We start from the raw sequence: 22,606 nt of genomic DNA on the forward strand, positions 1-22,606 counted from the left end.
CTGAGGCAGGCGGTCCTCACCGGGCCCGTCAGCCCAGGGCGTCCGGGATCGGCTCGGTGTTGCCCCGCTGGAGCTCAGCCTTGGAGCCGGCGGTCAGTCCGAGCGCCCAGTCCGGCAGCACCATGAAGTCCACATAGCGCTCCTCGACGTAGTCCAGATGCTCCGTCTTGGACGGTGCCCCTCCGATCAAGATCGAACGTCGACCGGAGGGTGACCACAGCGCAGGTCGTGATTTCCGTGCTGCTCGCCATCCGGCGCCTGGTGTCGCCCCCCTTGGAGATGAGCTGGGCCCCGCTGGGCGAGTCCATCAGGAACACGCCCGCGGCGGCGACCGGCGGCGGCCTGGGGCTGCGTGGAGACTGTCAGCAGGGCTCCGGCGGCCACGGCGACGGCGACGGCGCAGCGCATCGGCTTCGAAAGTTCTGTTCCCGAATCAGCAGAAGGTTGTCGAAAGGGCGCAGAAACCGAGATGTACGCACCTTTTCGACGCAGTCTGCTGACCCGTCACATCCACGAGCCAAGGCCTCCGGTTGGCCGGCCGACCGGCTCGTCGCGTCCCTGGGCCCACAGCGAGCGGACGTGGCCAAGGTGGCGCAGCATGCACGCCTCGGCCGCCCCGGCATCACCGGTGAGCATGACGTCGAGCAGTTCGACGTGCTCCTCCGCCGAGGAGACCAACTTGCCAGCCTCGTCAAGGCCGGTCAGACCGTAGAGGCGGGAGCGCTTGCGCAGGTCGCCGACGGTCTCGACGAGGCGGTCGTTGCCCGCGAGGCCGAGTAGGGTGAGGTGGAAGCGCCGGTCCGCCTCCAGGTAGCCGATCAGGTTGTGCTCGCGGGCGCTGGTGACGATCTCCTCGGCAATGGGGCGCAGGGCCTCAAGCTGATCCGCCGTGGCGATCTTCGTGATCCGGCCGATGGTGGGGACCTCGATCACCGTGCGCAGTTCGGTGTACTGGTCGAGGTCGCGCTCGCTGACCTCGGTGATGCGGAACCCCTTGTTGCGGACCGGCTCGACCAGGCCCTCCCGCGCGAGGTCGAGCATGGCCTCGCGCACGGGAGTGGCCGAGACTCCGAGTTCGGCGGCGAGACCGGGCGCCGAGTAGACGCTGCCCGGGCGCAGTTCGCCCGCTATCAGGGCCGCGCGGAGGGCGTGGCCGGCCTGGTCGCGGAGACGTTCCCGGGTCTTGATGAGACTGCGCTGTTTTAGGTCACCCATTACTTCCTCCGAGAGCCCTCACCACCCGCCGACGTGCAGGACCCAGCGTACAATGTCACGTTTCGCCGTTGGCCTCGGCGGCCCCGAACAGTGCGACCGCCACGGCAAGATCTTCCCAGGCCGTACCCATGCTCTTGAAGAGCTGTGGACGACCTCGCGCCCCGCCCGCCGGGATCCTCGCGTGCACGAGATCAGCGAGGGTGCCCGTGATGTGACCAGGTCCGATCACACCCTCCGCCTCCGGGACCAGCAGGCCCCCGGCCTCCCGCAGTACCGCCGCCCGCGACTCCGCGTACACCGCCGCTCGTTGCGCGAGGGCGGTGCACATGGAGTCGGGCGGACGGTTCGGGCGAGCGGACGGCGACGACCACCGCGCCCGGCCGCACCAGCCGCCCGTCGAAGAGCGGCTCCCGGGCGGTGGTAGCAGCAGACGACCAGATCCGCGCCGACCACCGCCCCCGCCCCACCCGTCCGGGCGCACACGCCCAGGCCCTCGGCATGCACGGCTGCTTCCCCGCCCGCCCCGGATCCCGGGCGACGACCACCACCTGCTCCAACGCGCGCTCCGCGAGCACGCTTCGAGGTGTCCGTACACCTGCGGTCCGGAGCCGAAGAGCACCAACCGCAGCGGCCGCCCGGCCGACGCCAGGTGGCACAGCGCGAGCGCCGAGACCGCGGGGGTGCACAGGGCAGTGAGGACCTCCCCGTCGAACTGGGCGAGCGGGCGCAGGGTGGGGCCGTCGAGCAGGGGGCAGTTCCCGGTGATCCGGGGCGGACCGCGGGCCGCGTTGCCGGGCACGACCCCCTTCGATCTTGACGCCAGCATATGTCCCGGGGGCGGCCGGCATCAGCAGCAGTTCTCGGGCGGGGACGCGAAACGCGGTGCGTTGCGGGCAGGCATCCGGGTCGAGCCCCCACGCAGGGCATTCGGCCGCGGCGGCCAGGAGGAGCAGCCCGGCCGACTCCTGCGGGCCGAGCTGCGGGATCCCGGTCACAGCAGGAAGCCGACGCCGAGGGCCTCGTACGGGTCGACGGTGAAGGCATGGCCGCCGGTGCGGCAGGCGGTGCCAGTGGCCTCGGTGACCCCGCCGGGCAGGATCCGCCCGGTGAAGACGGTGCCGGCGACCGACTCGTGCGGCAGGTCCTCGCCGGGGCCGAGCGGCCCGTCCTCGGCCCACAGCGCTAGCCACGCGGAGGTGCCGGAGCCGCAGGGCGAGCGGTCGACCTGCCCGTCGGCGAAGACTGTGACGTCGCGCTGGTGCGGCCCGGAGGGGGTGTCGGGAAGTTCCTCGTGGAGGATCACCGCGTAGACGCCGGAGAGCAGCGGCCCGTCCGGGTGCCAGGTGGCCAGGTGGGCGGTGCGGACCTGATCTCCCGTCCGGCCCGCACCAGGTCGGGCAGGGCGGCATGGAAGGCCTCCAATCACATTCTTCAGAGCTTGCCCAGGGCGGACCCGCCCCCGTTCCGGGGCGGGTCCGTCAGGGCCGGAATCCGGTGCGGATCAGCTGCGGAGCGGGCCCTCGCAGCTGTAACTCGCCGTCCGGGCCGACTTGTTGGTCCAGAGCTCCGCCGGGACCGAAGGAACAGTTCATGTCGGCCAGGTTGTTGGAGGCCGCCGCCCGCCCGGTCGAGGATGAAGTAGTCGACCGTCTCGGACGTGTCCTTGAAGTTCTGGTCGTCGTCGCGCCAGTTCTTCAGGCTCGCGGCGATCCGCCCGGTGCAGATGAAGAGGCGCTTGCCGGGGTCCCCGTTCTCCACGCAGACCGGGGTGTCGTACGTGGCCGTGGCGAAGGCTGACTTCACCGGGGCGAGGGCGGCGGCGTCGCGCAGTTGCTCGTCGGGGGTGAAGGAGCTGTTGGGCACGTAAAGCTGATCCACCTTGGCGATCTGCATGGTCAGGAAGCGGTCGCAGTCGCGCTGGAGGTGGGCGTCGCCGCGCCCGGGACCTGCCCGGTCAGGGCGGTCCCGCCGGGGGCGGGCACGAGGCGTGCTCCTGCGCGGCGGCGAGGCGGTCGACCTCGTCGAAGGGGTTCGCTGCTGGGGCCCCGAAGGAGAAGGTGGCGGTCGCCGTGGCGGCGGCCGGGCCGGCGACGGTCGCCGATTCCGCGCCCTGCGTGGTGGCCTGTCCGACGGTGACGAGGAGGGTCACGGCGGAGGCGAAAAGAGACGAGCGCACGGCTCCGTGCTTGAACCGCGAGAACTCCTGGCTGGAGAAGGGTGAGGTGGGGCGTTGGGCGCGAGCAACCGCCTTGCGGCACAAGCGTTTGACGAGGATTAACGCGCCGCAATGTGAGCTGTAACATAGTAATGTGAAATTGCACTACACCATGTCTGTGCGCCCACCAGTTCACGTCTTCTCAAGGGAGCCTCCGTGACCGACACCTCCTCCCGTCTCCACACCAGCAGCCACGACCTGCCAATATCACTGGAGTTGTCCCGATTCATGGCGGGGAACTGGACCCCGTCCCCGCTGCCGGACACGGCGCGGATCCCCGGCCACGACCTCACCCCTGCCCGCCGGGCCCGGCTCTCGGCCCGCTTCCCGGGCGAGCGGCTGATCGTTCCGGCCGGTGAGCTGAAGGTCCGCTCCAATGACTGCGACCACCGCTTCCGCCCGCACAGCGCGTACGCTTGGCTGACCGGGCTGACCGGCGAGGACCAGGTGGGCCACGTCCTGGTCATGGAGCCGTCGGGACCGCACGGACACGAGGCGGTCCTCTACCTGCGGCCGCGCTCGCCGCGGGCGGACGGGAACAAGGAGTTCTACCGGGACCGCCGCTACGGGGAGTTCTGGGTGGGCCGCCGCCCCGACCTGGCGGAGGCCGAGCGCCTCATCGGCATCCGCTGCGCCCGCCTGGACACACTCGGTTCACCGGTGGGCCGCGACGCCGCCACCGACGCCGAGCTGGCCGCCGCCCTGTCCGAGTTGCGCCTGGTCAAGGACGCGTGGGAGGTCGGCCAGCTGCAGCTGGCCGTCGACCACACGACTGCCGGTTTCGAGGACGTCGTACGGGCGCTGCCGCGCGCCCTGGGACACCCGCGCGGAGAGCGGTGGATCGAGGGGGTCTTCGGCCTGCGCGCCCGGGCCGAGGGCAACGGCACCGGCTACGACACCATCGCCGCCTCCGGGGCGCACGCGTGCGTCCTGCACTGGATCCGCAACGACGGCCGCCTGAACGGGGAGGACCTGCTTCTCCTGGACGCGGGCGTGGAGACGGACACCCTGTACACGGCCGACATCACGCGCACCCTGCCGCTGTCGGGCCGCTTCTCCCCGGTACAGCGGCAGGTTTACGAACTGGTCCTCGCCGCCCAGGACGCGGGGATGGCCGCCCTGCGCCCCGGGGCGAGCTTCCGCGACTTCCACCGGGCCGGCATGCGGGTGATCGCGGAGGGCCTCACGGAGTGGGGTGTCCTCAAGAACGCGGAGAGCGACCTGTATCGGCGGTACACGCTGTGCAGCAGCGGTCACATGCTCGGCCTGGACGTCCACGACTGCGCGAAGGCCCGGTCGGAGACCTACCTGGACGGCGTCCTGGAGGAGGGCCAGGTCCTCACGGTGGAGCCTGGCCTCTACCTCCAGCCGGACGACGAGACCCTCCCTGCCGAGCTGCGCGGGATCGGCGTGCGCATCGAGGACGACCTGGTCGTCACGGCGGACGGCGCCCGCCTGATGTCGGGCGCCCTGCCGCGCACGGTCGACGGCATCGAGGAGTGGATGGGGCACCTGCTGGACTCCGCCGCGAGCTGATCCGGGGCCGGGGTCAGGTCTGGAGGTCCGGTCCGCGACCGCCTCCCCGGCCCGATCGATCACATGGTGAAGGTAGGAAGCATCCACGGTCGCCTTTCCATCGGTCAGCCGCCCGGCGGTGGGCAGGCCCGTTGCCGACCGAGGTCCGTGGGATGGGTCACGGCCTCCACGGCGCGAGCTGTTGGTGATCCTCGATCTGTGAGCCGGCGACGGCGGCGAAGGCGTCAAGTACTGACTCCGGGTCCTTACCCAGATCAAAAGCAGGGGCACGAAGACGTCTGTGTGGTCGTCTGTGACGGCCTCATCTGCACGACCGACGCCAATCGAGACGGTGAACGCGCGCCACCAGGCCGCTCGCGCCTGCGGGCACTCGCAGGGGTGGAAGGCCGCACCCAACGCCTCCGGCGGACGGCTCCCCACCGCCCGCCACTGAATCCCCAACAACTCCAAAAACACCGTTCACTGGGCGGGCCTCCGGCCCGCGCTCGCCGAGGGCCCGCCAGCTTACTGACGCTGTTGGTTTATTCGGCCCTCTGCGTGACGTCGGTCCCCATGACCCGGTTGTGGTCATGGGGACCGACGTTGTTGTGTGGGGTGGGTGTCGATGTCGATGTCGATGCAGCCGAAGGGGCCGGGGAAGATTCCGGCGGAGACGGTGCGGGTGGCCCGGGCCGCGTTTCCGAAGGGGAGCCTGGCGATCCCGGTCCGGGACGAACTGGGGCCGATGTTCCGCGACGATGACTTCGCGGATCTGTTTGCCTCACGAGGCCGGCCCGCCTGGTCTCCGGCCGGGCCGGCGCTGGTGTCTGTGTTCCAGTTCGTGGAAGGACTGACCGACCGCCAGGCCGCGGAGGCGGTGCGGGCGCGGATCGCCTTCAAGTACGCGCCCGGGCTCCAGCCCGATGATCCCGGCTTCGACTTCTCGGTGCTGTCGGAGTTCAGGGACCGGTTGGCCGGTACCGATGGCGGGCGCCGGGTCATGGACGGTGTGCTGGCCGCGGCCCGTGAGAAGGGGTTACTCAAGAGCGCGGGGCGGGCCCGTACCGACTCCTCGCACGTGGTGTCGTCGGCGCATGAGCTGTGCTGGCTGGAGCAGGTGGCCGAGACGCTGCGGGCGGCGTTGAACGCGCTCGCGCAGGCCGCTCCGGAGTGGCTGTCCGAGATCGCGGAGCCGGACGCGAAGCGGGACGAGGTGGGAGCCCGGATCGGCCGGGACGGGACACGCCCGCTGGAAGCGGTCTTCGCCGTCGGTGCACCCGCAGCGCTTCGCGTAATCGACGAGGTGGAGATCCTGCGCCGGGTCTGGGTGCAGAGCTTCCACCTGGTGGACGGTGAGGTGACGCGCAGGGGCCCAAAAGACCGGTCGCCGGGCGCGACGCGTCTGGTCAGCCCCTGTGCCCCGGAAGCCCGTGTCGGCGTCAAACGGGACACCATGTGGGACGGATACAAAGTCCACCTCACCGAGACCTGCGGCGAGGACGGCGTTCCGAACCTGGTCACCAACGTGGCCACCACGGTGGCGACCGTCACGGACAACGCGATGAACGAGGAGATCCGCATCGACGCGCACCTCACCAGCACACCCCGAGCCCGCACCCGCACCAGCCACTTCGCAGCATCGTGCCCCGCCGAACTGACGCTCGACGGGGCACAAGCAGGGGCCGAGTGAACCAACAGTGTCAGCTTACTGGCGGGCCCTCACGTTTGTTCGCTCGGGCAACAGAGCCGCGAATTGGCCCCAGAGCAGTTCTTCAGCCATGAGGGCAGCGCGGGCAACGGCTGGGTCGTCACCGGCCGGACCCCGGGCTGCGGCGCGCGTCACGCTCAGCGCGCTTCTTCTTGATCCGTCCCATCGACTGCCTCCTCGCTCTCAACCCCAAGCGGCCAACGAGCAGCCGTCCGCCCGGACACGAACTCCGCCCCCGAGCGGCCCCACCCGCCGGGGCGGGCAGGCTGGCAGGGCTCCCCGGCTTCCGAAACGGGCCCATAGTCGCGCTGCCCGCCGACCCGGTGCTGAGGCATCCGGAGCAGGAGGTCGGCGCCTTCAACACGCACATCATCGAGACCGGCACCGAAAGCTTCCGTCCGGCCCAAACCCAGCAAAAGCGCCGCCGCAAAGCGACAACGGCCGCAATGCAGGATCGTGGCTGGGGGCATCACCAGGAGCATCCGGCTCGGACTTGGTCCGGTGGAGCGGCCTACTGGTACTGCGTGGTGACGCTCACGCCGCTGAAGTCCTGTTGTCCGGCGTCGAGGCTGAAGTAGACCCAGCCGGACGGCGGGTTGTCGATGGTCAGCGTCTCGTTGTTGCCGGCGTTGGTGGACTTCGCCTGGTACGAGGTGGTGGTGGCCCAGCCGGTGCCGTTGTAGTACAGGTCGGCATTGCCGGTGCCGCCGGTGCTGGTGATGGTCAGTTGCTTGACGCCGGTCGGCAGGTACAGGAAGTGGTTGCTGTGGTCGCCGGTGGTGGCCGCGAGGTTGTCCCGGCGGCAGTTCTTGTCGAATTGGCGCGTGTCTGCGTTGGTGCAGAGCGGAGTGGCCTGGGCCTCCGGCAGGGGGCCGCAGTCGTCGGTCGCGCAGGTGGTCGCCAGCCAGGTGGCGAAGTCGGCGTCGTAGCTGGTGCCGATGGTCTGCTTCAGGAAGGTGCGGGCACCGTTCCAGTCACCGGTGCGGTACTTGCCGAGCACGGTCTCGATGTCCACGGGGTGCGCCTGCAGCATGTAGCGGACTGCCAGGAAGCCCCACTGGTAGACCCGGGCCGAGTTGACGTCGGGGTCGTCGTCCTGGCCGTAGACGGTGTCGAACAACTCGCTGAGCTTGTACGTGTTCTTGCCGGCTGCGGCGATCGCGTTGGCGTTGCGCTCCTGGCGGTAGCCGTACGAGATGTTCTCGGCGATGCCCTCGACCCACCAGATGGTGGGCGTGGTCTGGCTGGCGTCGAAGTCGCCGTACATGTTGTAGCGGCCGTCGAGGTAGTGGGTGTACTCGTGGTTGAGGTTCCAGATCTCGAACTTGGGGCGCAGCCAGGACGCCTCGTGGGCGATGAAGCGGGCCTGGTTGCCCGGCTTGGACGGGTCGCCCTCCTCGTACATGCCGCCGTTGTCGACGTCGATGTCGTAGATGGCCCAGGCGTACAGCGAGTACTGGGTGTAGTCGTCGAAGGCGACGACCTCCAGGTTGGTGTTCACGTCACCGGGGATCGCGCCCTTGTCGCCGATCACGCGGTGGAAGTAGGCGTCCTGGTTGATCAGGCTGGTGCAGGTGTTGGCCAGCTGCCCGGGGGACATGTCCTGGGCGCGGATCTTCAGGCCCGGGGTGCAGGTGTGCTGGATCGGCAGGACCACCGGGAGTACGCGGCTGCCCAGGTCGCAGATGCCGTAGGCCGCGCAGTTGCCCTTGTCGTACTGACGGGTGGCCCAGCCCAGGTTCATGGTGATCGGGGCGGTGGGGCCGACGTTCGGGTAGCGGTTGATCAGGTCCTTCAGCAGCGGCCGGACCCGGTCCTTGAGCTCGGGGACATCGAGGGCGTGACCGAGGAAGCGGCCGACGTTGCTGATGACGTCCAAGCGGTTCAGCTGCGTCTCGTTGCGGGTGATGAAGTCGGCCCAGGTGTTGAGGATCGCGGGGTCGGCCTTGAGCGCGGCCCGCCAGCCCCGGCCGTCGTTCTTGGTGTCGAAGCCGTTCTCGATGACGCGCTCGGCGTTCTCGAGGGAGAGGGTCATCCGGCTCGGCCAGGTGGCGTCGTAGTTGGCGAGCATCCACTTGACGACGCCGGCGTACCGGCCGGCCTCGCGGGTGCTGTCGATGAGCGTGACGACCTCGTTGAGGGTGTCGCCGTTGGCGTCGGTGACGTCCTTGCTGTGCGGGGCGGCGAAGAAGGCGTCCAGCGCGCCGCGGGCCGAGATCTGCAGCGGCGTGCCGTAGTCACCGACGACGTCCTGGTGGTTGTCCTGCACGTAGTAGCCGGCGCGCAGGAACATCACCAACTGGCCCACGGAGGTGCTGTTGTCGCCCGGGTAGGTGGCGGAGGCGTCGCGGAGCGCGTTGGCGACGGTCACCATCTGGGGCTCGCGGAACGTCTTCCCGGCGTCGGTTCCGGTGAGGTTGAACAGCGGGTAGGTGCAGGTGACCTTGGGGAGGGCCTTGAGCTGCTGGATCAGCGCGCTGCCCGTGGCGTTGATCACTCCGGAGAGGTCGCCGCATTCGTTCCCGCCGGCGGCGGCCGAGAACTTCTTGTCGGCCTTGGCGGGCTCGGTGGTCGGGGCGGCGGCCGGGGCGGACTCCTCGGTGGAGTCCTGTGAGGAGATCTTGAAGCCGGAGCCGCTGGTCGTGGCGTCGGGCGATTTGGGGACCGGGATCGACCGCGGCGCCGAGGCCGCGGGGCCGGCGGCGTTGGCTCCGGCCTGGGGCACGGCGCCGACGGGGGTGGCCTGGCTCTGCGGCGTGAGCAGGCCGAACGCGACGAAGAATGCGGCGCCGAGCGCAGGGAGCCTGCGCGCGTTGGCCGTTGATATCCGGGAGGGGCGCATCTGTTGGGGCCTCCGAGGCCGTCGTGGCCGCACGTTGAACAAGCGGCCATTAATGTGTGACATGTAAAATTGCATACATCGCACCGCGCAGGAAGATCCCGGACCGGATTACCGTCCGACGTCTTTGCGTTCACCCCCTGCTGAACGGCACGGAACTCCCCTTCGCCGCACTCCCCCGCAGGTCCGACGGTGCCGAGGAGTGGGTGGCCCGGCTCCTGGACGGCTGACCGACTGCCGGGCGGCGACGTGACCCGGCCGGGCCCGGCGCCGTGGTGCGGACCGGACACCGCGGGGACCGAGTCCCATGCCATTCCCGGGCACTGCCGGCAGCACCCCGCATCGTCCGTCGAAGGGCGATGCGGGGTGCTGCGCAACGTGACATTGTATACTGCACTGACAAATCGTTGAAAGGGAATGCATGAGTGGGCTGAAGTCCCGCAAACCCCTCTCCGTGCAGGAGCACCTGCGCGACCGGGTGGCCAACGCCCTGCGCGCTGCGCTGATCTCGGGGGACCTGCAGCCCGGCGTGATCTACTCGGCGCCCACGCTGGCCGCCGAATACGGCGTCTCCGCCACGCCCGTGCGCGAAGCCATGCTGGATCTCGCCCGCGAGGGCCTGGTCGAGGCGGTGCGCAACAAGGGGTTCCGCGTCACCGAACTCTCCGACCGCGATTTGGACGAGTACACCGAGATCCGCTCACTCATCGAGATCCCCACCATCGGCCGCGTGACTCGGTCCGCCTCACGCGAGCAGCTGGAGGCTCTGAGGCCGATGGCCGAGGAGATCGTGGCCGCCGCGGACCGGGGCGACCTGATCGCCTACCTGGAGTCGGACCGCAGCTTCCATCTCGGCCTGCTCGCCCTCGCCGGGAACGCCCGCCTCCTCGAGACGGTGGCCGACCTGCGCAAGCGCTCTCGGCTCTACGGGCTCGCCGACCTGTCCCAGGAAGGGGCGCTGGTGGGGTCGGCGCGGGAGCACACAGCACTTCTGGACATCATGATCGCCGGGGATGCGGAGGGCGCCGAGGAGCACATGCGCCACCATCTCGCGCATGTGCGGACCCTGTGGGCGGCGCGGAAGCGGGGAGCCGAGCGCCCGGCCCGCACGCTCGGCCCCCGCTGACGCCGATGCTCATCCGGTACGACCGGGGGTACTGCCCCGGACCCGGCACCGACGGTCCGGGGGAGATCAGATCCGCTCCCCCTGAGTTCCCTCCTTCCGCCGGTAGGCCGCGATGGCGACCACCAGGTCCTGCCAGGCCATCCCGCACGTCTTCACGACCAGCGGGCGGTCGGTCGGGGCGACGGCCCGCGAGCCGATCAGGTCCGCCATGGTCACCAGGGAGCCCGGAGCAAGCGAGCCCTCGCGCATCGCCATCACGACGTCGCCCGCCTCGCGGAGGGCGGTCTCCCGGCTCTCCACGAGGACCGTGGCGCGACCCATCAGCGCGCTGTCGATTTCCCGCGCGGTCGGTTCGTGCGAGCCGACCGCCAGCACCACCGCGCCGTCGCGCACCAGACGCCCGTCGACCACCGGTTCACGGGCGGATGTCGCAGTGACGACGACATCCGCGCGACGTACCAGAGCCGCCGTTTCCGCGCCGTCCGCCGACGTATGCCGGTCCGCCCATCCAGGGACGGGGCCCCCGCGCCGGGTGACGGCCGTGACGTCGGCCACCGGAACGTGGGCCCGGAGGGTGGTGACGTGCCCCTCCCCCTGGGGACCCGCACCGAAAACCACCAGACGCAGTCCTCCGCCGGCGTCCGCGAGCCCGCACAGCCGATCCAGGCAGGCCGCGACCGAGACGGCGGGCGTCCGCAGGGTCGTCAGCGCCACCCCGTCCAGGAGCGCCACCGGGGTCAGGGTCGCGCTGTCGTGCAGCAGATAGGTGGCGTTGATCCGCCGCAGCCTGCGCGCGGCGTTGCCGGGCGCGACGGTGGCGATCTTCACACCGAACCAGCCACCGGATTCCGAGGGCATGAGCAGTCCCTGACCGTGCGCCAGCGGAATGATCGCGCGCGGCACGTCGCCGTCCGGATCGAGCCCCCTGGCCAGCGCTTCCCGGACTGCGGCGACGGCGCCGACCGGGCCGAGCGCGAACACGTCCTTCTCGTCGAGCATTGTCGTCATCGCAGCACGAAGCCCGGCAGGAGGGTGTCGTCGGGGTCGACGGTGAAGCGGCAGGTCCCGGTGGCGTACGCCGTGCCCGTTATGGCCGGGACGACCGCGGGGAGGCCGTGGGCGGTGGTCAGGTGGGCGATCCGGGCGTGGAAGACGGAACCCACCACCGACTCGTGCCGCAGTTCGTCACCGGGGTGCAGCTGTCCGGCGTCGGCGAGCAGCGCGACCCGTGCGGCGGTGCCCGAGCCGCACGGGGAGCGGTCGACCTCACCGTCCGCGAACACCGTGACGTTGCGGTGGTGCACCCGCCGGGTGCCATCGGGCCGTCGGGCCGGTGCGGCGGCCTCTTCGGTGAACACCGTCCCGTAGATGCCGGACAGCCGGGGATCCTGCGGGTGTTCGGCGGCGCCGGTGGCGTTGAGCGCGTCGCGGATCTCGCGGCCCGCCGCGATGAGCTGGGGGATGTCTTGCGGCCGGACCCGCAGCCCGAACCGCTCCACCGGAACCACGGCGTACATGGCGCCGCCGAAGGCGATGTCGACGGCAACGGTTCCGCGCGAGGTTGCCACCTTGACGCCGCGCGCGTGGACGTAGCCGGGGACGTTGATGAATGTCACGTCCGCGACCCGGCCGCCGACGGTGCGCACGCTCGCCGTGACACGGCCGGAGGGTACGTCGATCACGACGTCCGTCGTTCCGTCGGCAGGCGCCGGGACCAGGCCCGAGGCGACCGCCCAGGCGCCGAGGGCGATCGTGCCGTGGCCGCAGGCTGTGGAGAAGCCGTCCTTGTGCCAGAAGAGGGCGCCGAGGTGGGCGCCGGCGTCGTCCGGCGGCACCAGGAAGGACCCGTACATGTCGGCGTGGCCGCGCGGTTCGCTGCACAGCAGGGCCCGCGTCCACTGGACCTCGTCGCTGGCCATGGCGGCCGTGCGCCGCTCGGCGACGGTGAGCCCGGCCCCGGTCACGGCCGGCGGGGCCTGGGGCACGATCCGGAACGGTTCGCCCCCGGTGTGCCAGTCCACCGTCTCGATCGGCGCGGTGCCCAGCGGCCCGCGCGCCACCGGCGTCTTCGGCCTCTCCGGCGTCTCCGCCTTCTCATGCCCTTCCGAAGTGTCAGCCGCCTTCGGTCTTTCCCGTGTCACCTGCATCACGCTCCCTGATATCTCGACATGCTGTGGGCCGGTCCGCCGTGCGGCGTCCGGACAGGTGGGCGCGATGGGCCGGACGCCGCACGGGCGGCCGGCCCATCGCGCGACCGCTCAAACGGTTCACACAGTGAACCCCGCCGGGTAGGGGTCCGTGGGATCGAGCAGGTACTGCGCGGTCCCGGTGATCCAGGCGCGGCCGGTGACGGAGGGCAGTACGGCGGGCCGGCCGCCGACCGTGGTTTCTGCCAGGATCCGGCCGGTGAAGCGGGAGCCGATGAGGGACTCGTTGACGAAGTCCCGCCCGGTCGGCAGTAGCCCCCGCGCGTGCAGTTGGGCCATCCGGGCGCTGGTTCCCGTCCCGCAGGGCGAGCGGTCGAACCACCCGGGGTGGATTGCCATGGCGTGCCGCGAGTGCTCGGCGGTCGAGCCGGGCGCCTCCAGATAGACGTGGTGACAAACGTCTATGGAGGGATCCTCCGGATGCGCCACCGGGTTCTGCGTGTTGATCGCCTCCATGACGGCCAGGCCCGCGTCGAGCAGCCGATGCTTCTCCTCCCGGTCGAAGGGGATGCCGAGGTCCTCGGTGCGCACGATGGCGTAGAAGTTGCCGCCGTAGGCGATGTCGTAGCGGACCGGGCCGAAGCCCTCGACCTCGACGACCTGGTCCAGCCCGTGACTGTAGGACGCGACGTTCTCCAGGGTGACCGACTCGGCGCGACCGCCCCGCACAGCGACCCGTGCCGTGACCAGTCCGGCGGGCGTGTCCAGGCGGATGAGGGTCTCCGGCTCGACCGCCTCGACCATGCCCGTCTCCACGAGAACCGTCGCCACGCCGATCGTGCCGTGCCCGCACATGGGCAGGCAGCCGGAGACCTCGATGTACAGGACGCCGAAGTCGGCGTCGGGCCGGGTCGGGGGCTGGACTATCGCCCCGGACATGGCTGCGTGCCCGCGCGGCTCGCACATGAGCAGGGTGCGCAGCCGGTCGCGTTGTTCGACGAACAGCTGCCGCCGCTCGGCCATCGTCTCGCCCGGCAGGACGCCGACCCCGCCCGTGATGACCCGGGTCGGCATGCCCTCGGTGTGCGAGTCGACGGCGTGGTAGCAGGCGACCGAACGCATGTCAGTTCACCCCGGCGTCGATGAGGGCCTGGGTGGCGGCCCGTACGAGGGCTTCGGTCTCCGGGTCCAGCGCCTGCCGGGGCGGACGGCAGGAGCCGCCGGTCCGGCCGATCATGTCCTGGCCGAGCTTGATGGCCTGTACGAACTGGGTGTTGCTGTCCCAGCGCAGCACGGAGTGAAGCCGGCGGTAGAGGGGGAGCGCGGTGTCGAGGTCGCCTGCCAGCGAGGCGTTGTAGAGGGCGAGGCAGGCGCGCGGGAAGATCTGGGGGTAGCCCGCGACCCAGCCCTTGGCGCCGGCGAGACCGACCTCCACGAGGGTGTCGTCGGTGCCGATCAGGAGGTCGAGCCCGGGGGCGAGCTCACTGATGGCATAGCACCGCCGGACGTCGCCGGAGAACTCCTTCACACCCACGATGAAACCCTCGGCATGCAGCTTGGCCAGCAGCTCCGGGCGCAGGTCGACCTTGGTGTCGATGGGATTGTTGTAGGCGGTGACGGGAAGTCCGGCCGAGGCCACCATCCGGTAGTGCTCGAGAACGGCGCGGTCGTCAGCTCGGTAGGCGTTGGGCGGCAGGCACATGACGGCCTGGCAGCCGGCGTCCTTGGCGAACTGCGCGTGCCGCTTCGCCTCGACCGCGCCGTAGGCTCCCACGCCCGGCATGACGGTGAAGCCCTCGGGGGCGTTCGCGACGGCGGTCTCCACGACGCGGTCGCGTTCCTCGTAGGTCAGGGTCTGGTACTCGCCCAGCGAGCCGTTCGGGGCAACGCCGTGCAGGCCCTGTTCGGCGAGCCAGGCGACGTTGTCCCCGTAGGCGCCGTGGTCGACGGCGAGGTCGTCGTCGAACGGGAGGCTGGTCGCGACGATGACGCCGTGCCAGGGCATTCGGTTCTGGGTCATTTGAGCTCCTCAGGTGTGATCGGTGGTGGACTCGTCGAGACCGGCGAGCCCACCGAGGGTGGCGGGGGTCGCGATCAGCCGTTCCGCGGGCGCGTACGGCTGTTCGCGGGCCACGAGACAGTGCACGGCGGGCCCGCACATCCGGCCCTGGCACCACCCCATGCCGGCCCTGGTCAACTGTTTGACTTGCCGGTGGTCGGATGCCGATCCGTCGGCGCAGGCGGCCCGGACCGCCCCTGCGGTGACCTCTTCGCACCGGCAGACCAGCGTGTCGTCGGTCAGCCACGAGGACCAGGCCGTTGGCAGGGGGTGCGCCTGTGCCATCGCACGGGCGAAGGCACGGTGCCTGGCCACCGCGGCACGTTTCGCGGCCAGGCGCCGGACGTTCGGCAGACCGGGCGACCGGAGGTCGGTGAGCACCGACACGGCGGCGATCGCGCCCTCGCTCACCGCGAGCACGGCCCCGCCCACGCCGCAGGTCTCGCCCGCCGCGTAGAGGCCGGGCACGCCGGTGCGCTGTCCGTCGTCGACGGCGGCGGCCATGGTGCCGTCGCCCGCGTCGGCGAGGTCGCAGCCGAGGGGGATGAGGAGGTCGAGCTGGGGCGCGAAGCCCCAGCCGACGCCCACGGCGTCGGCCTCGATCCGGCGCTCCGTACCCGGGAGCGGACTGCCCTCGGCATCCAGGGAGGCGACGCGCACCATGGCGACCCTCCCGTCTCCTTCGGCGCCGACGATCGCGGTGCGGGTACGGACCGGGACGCGGTGCCGGGCGAGCGTGCTCGCGTACCGCGCGGCCTCAACCCACTTGGCAGGGTTGCGCAACAGCGGTACGGGGTGTCGCAGCCAGGCCGAGGGCGCAGCCGCCTCGCACACGGCGGCGACCTCGGCCCCGCGCGCGGCGAGGGCCGCGGCGACCGGCAGCAGGAAGGGTCCCGTACCGCCGAGCACCACCCGGCGGCCGGCGACGACTCCCCCGCCCTTGAGCAGCGACTGGATACCCCCGATGGTGAGCACGCCGGGCAGGTCCCAGCCGGGGAAGGGAAGTTGGCGGTCGTAGGCGCCGGTCGCCACCAGCAGTGCTGGTGCGCGCAGCACTACGGCGGTCTCCTCGGGCGCCCGGCTCTGGTCCATGGCGTGGACGGCGAACCCGTCGCCCTCGCGGGCCGTGGTCCACACGTGGTGGTTCAACAGCAGCGTGAGCCGACCGGTGCGCGCGTGGGCGGACAGTGTCGCGCACAGCGCCCGGTACGTGGGAAGTGCGTGGTGCAGATCCGTGGTCGGGATGGCGTGGCGCGCGTGTTGCGGGGGGTGGCGCCAGAACTGGCCGCCCGGGGCAGCGCCCGAGTCGACGAGAAGGACACGCAATCCGCCGTCCAGGGCGGTGGCGGCAGCCGCCATGCCGGCCGGGCCGGCGCCCACCACCACAAGGTCACCGGATTCACTCATCGTCGCCCTCCCCTGTCGTGATGGCCATGCCCGTGCGGGCCTGCACGAGGCAGGCGCGTTGCCCGCCCGTTCCGTCGATGGTCACCAGACAGTCGAAACAGACGCCGATCCCGCAGAAGACCCCGCGGGGCCGCTGTCCGAGCCGGGTGGCCCTCCAGGCGACCCGGCCCGAGGCGACCAGTGCGGCGGCCAGGGTCTGTCCTGGTACGAACGGCAGCGGTTCGCCGTCCACAGTGAACTCGCTCACTTCGGCATGCCTCCGGTGGTGAGGAATCGGTCGGGCAGGAGGCCGGTGTGGGCGGCCGGATCGGCGCCCCGCCAGGGGCGGCCGAGCAGATGAGCGGTGACCAGAGCGCCGGTTCCCGGAGCGAGACCGATACCGGCGCCCTCGTGGCCGCACGCGTGGACGACGCCGGGCACGCGGGGGTCCGGACCGATGACCGGCAGGTGGTCCGGGCAGTACGGCCGGAAGCCCCGGTAGGCGCGGATCAGATGGACGGCGCGCAGGAACGGGAACAGACGGCACGCCTGGGCGGCGAGCGCGGCGACCACGGCCGGGTTCATGGCGGTGTCGAAGCCGACGCGCTCGCGGCTGGCGCCGATCAGAATGGTTCCCCCCCTGGTGCCCTCGACGACGCACGAGGTCTCCAGCCCCGCGTCGCAGGAGGCGACGTTGGCGACGTAGTCGGCGGAGTAGACCTTGTGCCGGATCATGGGCGGCAGCGGCTCGGTGACGAGGACGAAGCCCCGGCGCGGCAGGATCTCGACGGGGGTGCCGAGTCGGCGGCCGACTTCGCCGCCCCAGGTCCCCGCAGCGTTCACCACCGCGTCGGCGGCCAGCACGGTGCCGTCAGCGGTGCGGACTCCGGCGATCCGGCCGTCGGGTCCGGTGATTGCGGCGATAGCTTCGCCGGTGTGCACCCGTGCGCCGCGCCGGACTGCGGCGCGCAGCAGTCCGGCTGCCGCGAGGACGGGCTGTACCTGGGCGTCCTGCGGGTAGTGGACGCCGCCGGGAAGTCCGGACGCGATATGCGGTTCGAGATCGCGGACGCGTTCGACGGGTTCGGTGCAAACGCCAACTGCCGCCTGGCTCGCGGCGAACGCCTGCAGAGCGGTGAGGGCGTCGGGGGTGCTCGCGACGACCAGGCCGCCCTTGGCTTCTAGTTCGACGGTGTCCGGGCCGAGTTCCTCGCCGACCTCGTCCCACAGATCGCGGCTGAGCCGGGCCAGTTCCATTTCGGGTCCCGGTTCCTTGTCGGAGAGGAGTATGTTGCCCTCCCCCCGACTCGTCGTTCCGGCGCCGACGAGCCCCCGATCGAGAACCGTGACGCCGAGGCCCGCCGCGGCGGCGTGGAACGCGCACGCAGCGCCCACGATGCCCGCGCCCACGACAACGACTTTCATAGCCACCCCCTCAGTACAATGTCACATGCCATAGCTAGGCTATACATCAGAATGATCCGAAGACAACGCCGCCGACCGGGTGATCTTCACCTGACGCCCGACGACGGCGCGCTGCCCACTGTGCACACAGGGAGATGAATCGTTGTGAACCTGACCGGACACTCGATCCTGGCCGGCCGTGACGCCCCTGGTACGGGGGCCGTCTGGCACGCGATCGCCGCCGCGACCGGCGAGCCGATCGGCCCTCCGCTCCGGGACGCGTCGGCGGAGCAGATCGCCGAGGCAACCCGGCTCGCCGAGGCTGACGCCCGCGCCTTCCGCGCCCTGCCGGCGGAGCGCCGGGCGGCCTTCCTCGACGCCTGCGCGGAGGAGATCGAAGCGCTTGGCGACGCCCTTCTGGAACTTGCGGCCCACGAGACCGGGCTCTCTTCGGTCCGGCTGGCCGGTGAACGGGGGCGGACCTGCGGGCAACTGCGCCTGTTCGCCGACCTGGTCAGAAGTGGAACCGCGCTCGGTGCCAGGATCGACTCCGGGGCCTCCAGGACGGATGTACGGCTGCGCCGGATTCCCGTCGGTCCGGTAGCGGTGTTCGGCGCGAGCAACTTCCCGCTGGCGTTCTCGATCGCGGGCGGAGACACCGTGTCCGCGCTGGCCGCCGGCTGCCCCGTGGTGGCCAAGGCACACCCGTCCCACCCGGGCACCAGCGAGGCGGTGGCCCGCGCCGTCACGACGGCCGCCGCGCGCACAGGTGTGCCGGCCGGTGTGTTCTCGCTACTGGTGGGCCGGGGCAACGAGGTCGGTCTCGCCCTGGTCGGTGATCCACGGATCGCTGCCGTGGGCTTCACCGGCTCCCGGGCCGGAGGGCTGGCGCTGGTCGCCGCCGCGCAGTCCCGCCCGGTGCCCATCCCGGTCCACGCCGAGATGTCCGCGGTCAACCCCGTGATCGTGCTCGACGGGGCCCTCGCCGAGCCGGGACCGGTGGCCGAGGGATACGTGGCGTCGCTGACCAACGGCGCGGGGCAGTTCTGCACGAACCCCGGCCTCCTGCTGCTGCCTGCCGGGCCGACGGGCGACGCCTTCCTCGCCGCCGTGACTCAGGGCGTGGCGAGTACGGAGGGCCAGGTCATGCTCACCCCGGGAATCACCCGGGCGTACACAGAGGGGGTGCAGCGGTGGGCGGCTGTCGAAGGGGTGCGGGTGGTGGCCCGCGGCACAGCAGGGGACGGCCCGTACGCGCCCGCCCCCGTGGTCCTCGAATGCGACGCGGCCACGTACACAGCGCACAAGGATCTCACCGGCGAGGTCTTCGGCGCCGCGGGGCTCATCGTGCGCTGGTCCGGGACGGAAGAACTCCTCTCGCTACTGGAGAATCTGGAGGGGCAGCTGACGGCCACCCTGCAGGGAACTGACGCCGACCTGGCCACGGTCCTGCGACTGCTGCCCGTGCTGGAGGAGCGAGCGGGCCGCATCCTGTGGGGCGGCTGGCCCACCGGGGTCGAGGTCTGCCACGCGATGGTGCACGGCGGGCCGTGGCCCGCGACGAGTTCACCCGGAACGACGAGCGTCGGCACCCTCGCCATCGAGCGCTGGCTGCGCCCGGTCTGCTACCAGTCCTTTCCCGGCCCCTTCCTGCCCCCCGAACTCCGCGACGACAACCCCCTGCGGGTACCCCGCCTCATGAACGGCGCTCACCTGCCCCAGTAAGGGCTGTCCCGTAATCCGTGGTGGATCAGCGTGCGGCGTCAGATGTGGTGCGTCGCAAGGCGGAGGGGCGCCCGCATACGGGATGTATGCGGGCGTTCCGACAACGCCGCGAGGCGCCGCAGCTGTCGTCGCACGCCCGCCAGGTATTACGGGACAGCCCTCAGCGCAGCATGAGGTGGTTTAAATCCTCCCCCGCAGGGCGAATTTGAAGGGCCAAACCTTCATCCTTCGTGCAGCATCGCTACAAGAAGAGTTCCTACATGGTTCTTCCTTTCACGTTCAAGACACAACAAGGCGCCGTAGGTGCCCGTCTCGACGCCGGGCATCGTGGCACGCCAGAACCGCTGGTCGTCCAGGTCGCGGAACCGGGGGCTGAAGTTGTAGCCGAGGATCTTGAACAGGCCGAACACCATGTCGGAATAGGAGGGGTTGTCGGTGGCCACCATCTCCGGCTTCACGCCGCCGTCCAGGTTCAGCAGCGCGTCCAGGCTGTGCAGGGAGTCGCGCGGGGTGCCGGGCACGACCATCTGCCCGATGCCCGCGACCTGGTCGTTGACGGCGTTGAGCCAGGTGATGCCGCGCTTGAACCCGAAGTACTTCGGCGACGGCACCGCACTGACCGTGCGGACGGGGACGACGAACCGCAGCCGTCCACCGAGGCGAGCAGTCCGTCGCCCCAGAACTTCACGACGGGCACGGCGGACTGGGCCTCGATGAGCCGCGCGTTCGCCGCAGCGATCGTGTCGGCGCGCAGGTAGTACTGGTCGACGTGCACGAGCCGGGCCCGGGTCAGAGTCTCGTGGCCGGGGTTGACCACCGGGGCCGGGCCGATGTTGCACGCCTCGGACACCAGCAGCGCGACCACGGATGTGGACAGGTCCTTCATCCGGGTCGTTCCGTCCCCGAGGTGCACGAAGGCGTCGAGGAAGCCGGTCCAGGCGTTCACCTCGAACAGCGGATCCGGCAGGTCGATCTTCGTGAGCATCCTCTCGACCCGCTTGCGCAGCCAGGTCAGGGACTTCGGCTCGCCCGAGCGCGCCGAGCCCCGCGACGTTCAGCTTCACCTGCCCGTCGTCCTGCACCTCGATGGAGACCTTCGCCGCCGGCCCCGCCTCTTCCAGGCGTTCTGCGAGCTGCTTCCACCCGGCGTCCAGGCCCCACACCAGCTCCGCCAGGTGCTCCTCCACGGGCATGCCCGAAGACCTGGCCCCCCGCCCGCAGGACCCCGCCGGAACCGAACGGCTCATCCGCATCGGCGCCCTGTACCTGCGGTACCTCCGCGACGGCCACCTGGCCGAGGACGCACGGGAGATGGCCCTGACCCTCGCCCTGTGGGCAGGCTCGCAGCTGGCGGCGCTCATGCTCGACGACCCCGAGCGGATCAGCGCGTACCTGAACGCCCGCGATCACACGGCCCCGCAGCCACCGTCGTCCTGAACGGAACTGCGCTTGGCGTCCTCGCCCCGCTCGGGCGAGGGAAACGTGAACAGGGCCCGATGCGGATCCGGGTCCTGTTCAGCGGGCGGACTGTGTGATGCCGCTCGCGAGCCGGCCGAGGAAACTGATGATCCCCTGGCCCACGTGGTGGACCCGCCAGCGCACCTGGTCCGGCCACGCCATCAGTACTCCTTCGCCCAGTGCTGGGTGCTCTTCGACGGCTCGCAGGACGCCAGGACGGGCCAGCTGGAGCTCTCGTCGAGACACATGCTGCTGTACAGGTTCACAAGGGTGCTGCTGGTGCCCGTGCGCCAGTTCTGGCCGGTTTTGGAGCCGCAGTCGGCCAGGTACAGCACGTTGACGTTGACGGTCAGGCACTGGCCGGCGGACTCGTTGTACAGCGTGTAGGAACCGCCCGAGCCGGCCTTTGCGGTCCAGTTGGTCACCGGGCTGTCCGTACAGGTGGCGAACACGACGTTGAGGTAGCTCGAGGTCAGGCACTGGCTGTAGCCGACGTCCCTGAGCCGGAAGTAGCCGCTGGGCGCGGGGGGTTTCGGCGAGGTCGCACCGGACGTCCCACCGGAACCGCCGGAGCCGCCCGACCCGCCAGTGGTCTTGCCTCCGGTGGCGTTCCCGCCCGTGGCGTCCCCTCCAGTGGCATTGCCGCCCGTGGCGTTCCCGCCCGTGGCATTGCCGCCGGACGCGTTCCCTCCGGTGGCATTGCCGCCGGACGCGTTGCCGCCGGACGCGTTCCCTCCGGTGGCGTTCCCGCCGGACGCATTACCGCCGGTGGCGTTCCCGCCGGACGCATTACCGCCGGTGGCGTTCCCGCCGGATGAGTCTCCGCTCGATGAGTTGCCGCCGTGCGCGGGTCCGCCCCCGGCTGCGGCGAGCGTTGCGGAGGTTCCGGCCGAAGGGGTGTCGCTGCCAGCGGTGCCCTTGGCGTCGGGGTCGCCGTGCAGTTGGGTGCCGGCGTAGACGGCGAGGGAGACGACCAGGACCCCGGCTGCGACCAGGGCGGGTACGAGTCCCCGCCGCCTGGTGCCGCGGTTGGGGGGCGGGGGGAGCGGCGGGGCGGGTTCGTGGGGGTGGTGCGTATGCGAACCGCCCTGGTCGGTGCCGGGTTGCCATTTTTCCAGTTGCTGGTCGTTCTCGTACGTCGTGAGGTCGGCTCGGATCTGGTCCCGCTGGGCAAGGGCTGCTTTCCTCTTCGCGCCCCGGTCCTGGTTCTGGCTGTTCAGTGAGTCGATCTGCTGCTGCAGAGTGATCCGGCGCCGGCGTTCCCCGTCCCGGTCCTCGCGCAGCGTCTCCAGTTCCTCGGTGAGCGCGGCGATCCGCTCCAGGGCCGCGTTCGTCGCGTTGTTGAGTTCGCGGATCAGGAGGGTGTTCTCGTAGTCGAGGAGCATCTGGCGGTGGACGTTGTGCGGGTTGGCCCGCGCGCAGTACAGCTTGAGCAGCTCGCCGTACTGGTGCAGGAACACCGCTGCGGGCCCGTCCTGCAGGTTCGCGCGTTCCTGCGCTTCCTTGATCAGTACCTCGACGAACCGCAGGGGCGGGATGTTGGGCCCTTCACGCTTCGGGTTCTGCCAGGTGGCGACCTTGCCCTTCCCGAAGCCGTGCATGTCCGCCAGCACGTTCGTCGACAGGCCGGTCTTCTCGACGAGGCCGCGCACCGTCTTCTTGAAGCTGCTGAGTGCTTCCCACAGCCTCTCCTCCTCGCCGTCGCCGTCGAAGACGTCTAATAATCGCTGGTCAGCCACTGGTTCTCACATCCGATGAAAGTCCGGCGCGGGGCAGCGTTCTGCCGCGCGTGCGTACCACGATCCCGCT

The 22,606-nt window shown here is 70.7% G+C and carries 19 protein-coding genes and 3 pseudogenes; 5 read left to right on the forward strand and 17 right to left on the reverse strand.

From position 1 onward, the window contains the following. Positions 1-28 precede the first annotated feature (28 nt). From WA762_RS32760 to WA762_RS32790, 7 genes and pseudogenes are all read right to left on the reverse strand, one after another. Positions 29-190 carry a hypothetical protein gene (locus WA762_RS32760; protein WP_335940969.1) on the reverse strand — a complete coding sequence of 54 codons (162 nt, stop codon included), beginning with the start codon at positions 188-190 and terminating at the stop codon, positions 29-31. A 314-nt stretch (positions 191-504) separates the two neighbouring features. Further along, positions 505-1,215: a GntR family transcriptional regulator gene (locus WA762_RS32765; protein WP_335940970.1), complete on the reverse strand. Its 711-nt coding sequence runs from the start codon at positions 1,213-1,215 to the stop codon at positions 505-507. Positions 1,216-1,270: 55 nt separating this feature from the next. After that, positions 1,271-1,543 carry a hypothetical protein gene (locus WA762_RS32770; protein ID WP_335941020.1) on the reverse strand — a complete coding sequence of 91 codons (273 nt, stop codon included), beginning with the start codon at positions 1,541-1,543 and terminating at the stop codon, positions 1,271-1,273. 291 nt (positions 1,544-1,834) lie between these two features. Continuing rightward, a pseudogene (locus WA762_RS32775) lies at positions 1,835-2,041 on the reverse strand (hypothetical protein); the annotation flags it as partial. 165 nt (positions 2,042-2,206) lie between these two features. Next, positions 2,207-2,641 carry a proline racemase family protein gene (locus WA762_RS32780; RefSeq protein ID WP_335940972.1) on the reverse strand — a complete coding sequence of 145 codons (435 nt, stop codon included), beginning with the start codon at positions 2,639-2,641 and terminating at the stop codon, positions 2,207-2,209. 5 nt (positions 2,642-2,646) lie between these two features. Beyond that, complete coding sequence (locus WA762_RS32785; protein ID WP_335940973.1) at positions 2,647-3,108, reverse strand: hypothetical protein; 462 nt, start codon at positions 3,106-3,108, stop codon at positions 2,647-2,649. A gap of 61 nt (positions 3,109-3,169) precedes the next feature. Further along, positions 3,170-3,391: a hypothetical protein gene (locus WA762_RS32790; RefSeq protein WP_335940975.1), complete on the reverse strand. Its 222-nt coding sequence runs from the start codon at positions 3,389-3,391 to the stop codon at positions 3,170-3,172. Positions 3,392-3,586: 195 nt separating this feature from the next. Here WA762_RS32790 and WA762_RS32795 point away from each other — a divergent pair, with 195 nt between their 5' ends. Further along, on the forward strand, positions 3,587-4,966 hold the full coding sequence (locus tag WA762_RS32795; protein ID WP_335940977.1) for an aminopeptidase P family protein: 1,380 nt from the start codon (positions 3,587-3,589) through the stop codon (positions 4,964-4,966). 610 nt (positions 4,967-5,576) lie between these two features. After that, positions 5,577-6,521: pseudogene (locus WA762_RS32800) on the forward strand (transposase); the annotation flags it as partial. A gap of 643 nt (positions 6,522-7,164) precedes the next feature. Here WA762_RS32800 and WA762_RS32805 read toward each other — a convergent pair. After that, positions 7,165-9,495: a M9 family metallopeptidase gene (locus tag WA762_RS32805; RefSeq protein ID WP_335940979.1), complete on the reverse strand. Its 2,331-nt coding sequence runs from the start codon at positions 9,493-9,495 to the stop codon at positions 7,165-7,167. A 418-nt stretch (positions 9,496-9,913) separates the two neighbouring features. Between WA762_RS32805 and WA762_RS32810 the strand changes: the two genes are divergently transcribed. Continuing rightward, positions 9,914-10,618, forward strand: coding sequence for a GntR family transcriptional regulator (locus WA762_RS32810; RefSeq protein ID WP_335940981.1), 705 nt, complete (start codon positions 9,914-9,916; stop codon positions 10,616-10,618). 66 nt (positions 10,619-10,684) lie between these two features. Here WA762_RS32810 and WA762_RS32815 read toward each other — a convergent pair whose 3' ends face one another. The 7 genes from WA762_RS32815 to WA762_RS32845 all read right to left on the reverse strand — a co-directional run bounded on the left by WA762_RS32815 (position 10,685) and on the right by WA762_RS32845 (position 17,635). Then, positions 10,685-11,626 carry an ornithine cyclodeaminase family protein gene (locus WA762_RS32815; RefSeq protein ID WP_335940982.1) on the reverse strand — a complete coding sequence of 314 codons (942 nt, stop codon included), beginning with the start codon at positions 11,624-11,626 and terminating at the stop codon, positions 10,685-10,687. Beyond that, positions 11,623-12,678, reverse strand: a complete 1,056-nt coding sequence (locus WA762_RS32820) for a proline racemase family protein (RefSeq protein ID WP_443080736.1) — start codon at positions 12,676-12,678, stop codon at positions 11,623-11,625. The genes WA762_RS32815 and WA762_RS32820 overlap by 4 nt, the downstream gene beginning before the upstream one ends. 207 nt (positions 12,679-12,885) lie before the next feature. Continuing rightward, the gene (locus WA762_RS32825) at positions 12,886-13,887 is read right to left on the reverse strand and encodes a proline racemase family protein (protein ID WP_335940984.1); all 1,002 of its coding nucleotides are present in this window, start codon (positions 13,885-13,887) and stop codon (positions 12,886-12,888) included. A gap of 1 nt (position 13,888) precedes the next feature. Beyond that, entirely contained in the window at positions 13,889-14,785 is an 897-nt protein-coding gene (locus tag WA762_RS32830) for a dihydrodipicolinate synthase family protein (RefSeq protein WP_335940985.1), read from the reverse strand. 9 nt (positions 14,786-14,794) lie between these two features. Continuing rightward, entirely contained in the window at positions 14,795-16,231 is a 1,437-nt protein-coding gene (locus tag WA762_RS32835) for an FAD-dependent oxidoreductase (protein ID WP_335940986.1), read from the reverse strand. Further along, positions 16,224-16,478, reverse strand: a complete 255-nt coding sequence (locus WA762_RS32840; protein ID WP_335940987.1) for a (2Fe-2S)-binding protein — start codon at positions 16,476-16,478, stop codon at positions 16,224-16,226. Before WA762_RS32840 ends, WA762_RS32835 begins: the two co-directional genes overlap by 8 nt. Beyond that, positions 16,475-17,635: an NAD(P)/FAD-dependent oxidoreductase gene (locus WA762_RS32845; RefSeq protein WP_335940989.1), complete on the reverse strand. Its 1,161-nt coding sequence runs from the start codon at positions 17,633-17,635 to the stop codon at positions 16,475-16,477. Before WA762_RS32845 ends, WA762_RS32840 begins: the two co-directional genes overlap by 4 nt. Positions 17,636-17,779: 144 nt before the next feature. Here WA762_RS32845 and WA762_RS32850 point away from each other — a divergent pair, with 144 nt between their 5' ends. Next, positions 17,780-19,339 carry an aldehyde dehydrogenase (NADP(+)) gene (locus WA762_RS32850; RefSeq protein WP_335940991.1) on the forward strand — a complete coding sequence of 520 codons (1,560 nt, stop codon included), beginning with the start codon at positions 17,780-17,782 and terminating at the stop codon, positions 19,337-19,339. 263 nt (positions 19,340-19,602) lie between these two features. On the opposite strand, the pseudogene WA762_RS32855 reads toward WA762_RS32850, so the two are convergent. Next, positions 19,603-20,541, reverse strand: a pseudogene (locus WA762_RS32855) (Tn3 family transposase); the annotation flags it as partial. Between WA762_RS32855 and WA762_RS32860 the strand changes: the two are divergent. Further along, on the forward strand, positions 20,531-20,776 hold the full coding sequence (locus WA762_RS32860) for a hypothetical protein (RefSeq protein ID WP_335940993.1): 246 nt from the start codon (positions 20,531-20,533) through the stop codon (positions 20,774-20,776). The pseudogene WA762_RS32855 and the gene WA762_RS32860 overlap by 11 nt on opposite strands. A 182-nt stretch (positions 20,777-20,958) precedes the next feature. On the opposite strand, the gene WA762_RS32865 is transcribed toward WA762_RS32860, so the two are convergent. Next, on the reverse strand, positions 20,959-22,536 hold the full coding sequence (locus WA762_RS32865) for a ricin-type beta-trefoil lectin domain protein (RefSeq protein ID WP_335940995.1): 1,578 nt from the start codon (positions 22,534-22,536) through the stop codon (positions 20,959-20,961). Positions 22,537-22,606: the final 70 nt, after the last annotated feature.

The organism is Streptomyces tyrfis (genome assembly GCF_037034285.1).
In the GTDB taxonomy this organism is placed as follows: Bacteria; Actinomycetota; Actinomycetes; order Streptomycetales; family Streptomycetaceae; genus Streptomyces.

What these genes read in the sequence shown, in the direction of transcription:
- WA762_RS32765 (WP_335940970.1), bottom strand. Translation starts at nt 1,215, where the DNA reads ATGGGTGACCTAAAACAGCGCAGTCTCATCAAGACCCGGGAACGTCTC.
- WA762_RS32770 (WP_335941020.1), bottom strand. Translation starts at nt 1,543, where the DNA reads ATGTGCACCGCCCTCGCGCAACGAGCGGCGGTGTACGCGGAGTCGCGG.
- WA762_RS32785 (WP_335940973.1), bottom strand. Translation starts at nt 3,108, where the DNA reads ATGCAGATCGCCAAGGTGGATCAGCTTTACGTGCCCAACAGCTCCTTC.
- WA762_RS32805 (WP_335940979.1), bottom strand. Translation starts at nt 9,495, where the DNA reads ATGCGCCCCTCCCGGATATCAACGGCCAACGCGCGCAGGCTCCCTGCG.
- WA762_RS32810 (WP_335940981.1), top strand. Translation starts at nt 9,914, where the DNA reads ATGAGTGGGCTGAAGTCCCGCAAACCCCTCTCCGTGCAGGAGCACCTG.
- WA762_RS32815 (WP_335940982.1), bottom strand. Translation starts at nt 11,626, where the DNA reads ATGACGACAATGCTCGACGAGAAGGACGTGTTCGCGCTCGGCCCGGTC.
- WA762_RS32825 (WP_335940984.1), bottom strand. Translation starts at nt 13,887, where the DNA reads ATGCGTTCGGTCGCCTGCTACCACGCCGTCGACTCGCACACCGAGGGC.
- WA762_RS32830 (WP_335940985.1), bottom strand. Translation starts at nt 14,785, where the DNA reads ATGACCCAGAACCGAATGCCCTGGCACGGCGTCATCGTCGCGACCAGC.
- WA762_RS32835 (WP_335940986.1), bottom strand. Translation starts at nt 16,231, where the DNA reads ATGAGTGAATCCGGTGACCTTGTGGTGGTGGGCGCCGGCCCGGCCGGC.
- WA762_RS32845 (WP_335940989.1), bottom strand. Translation starts at nt 17,635, where the DNA reads ATGAAAGTCGTTGTCGTGGGCGCGGGCATCGTGGGCGCTGCGTGCGCG.
- WA762_RS32860 (WP_335940993.1), top strand. Translation starts at nt 20,531, where the DNA reads ATGCCCGAAGACCTGGCCCCCCGCCCGCAGGACCCCGCCGGAACCGAA.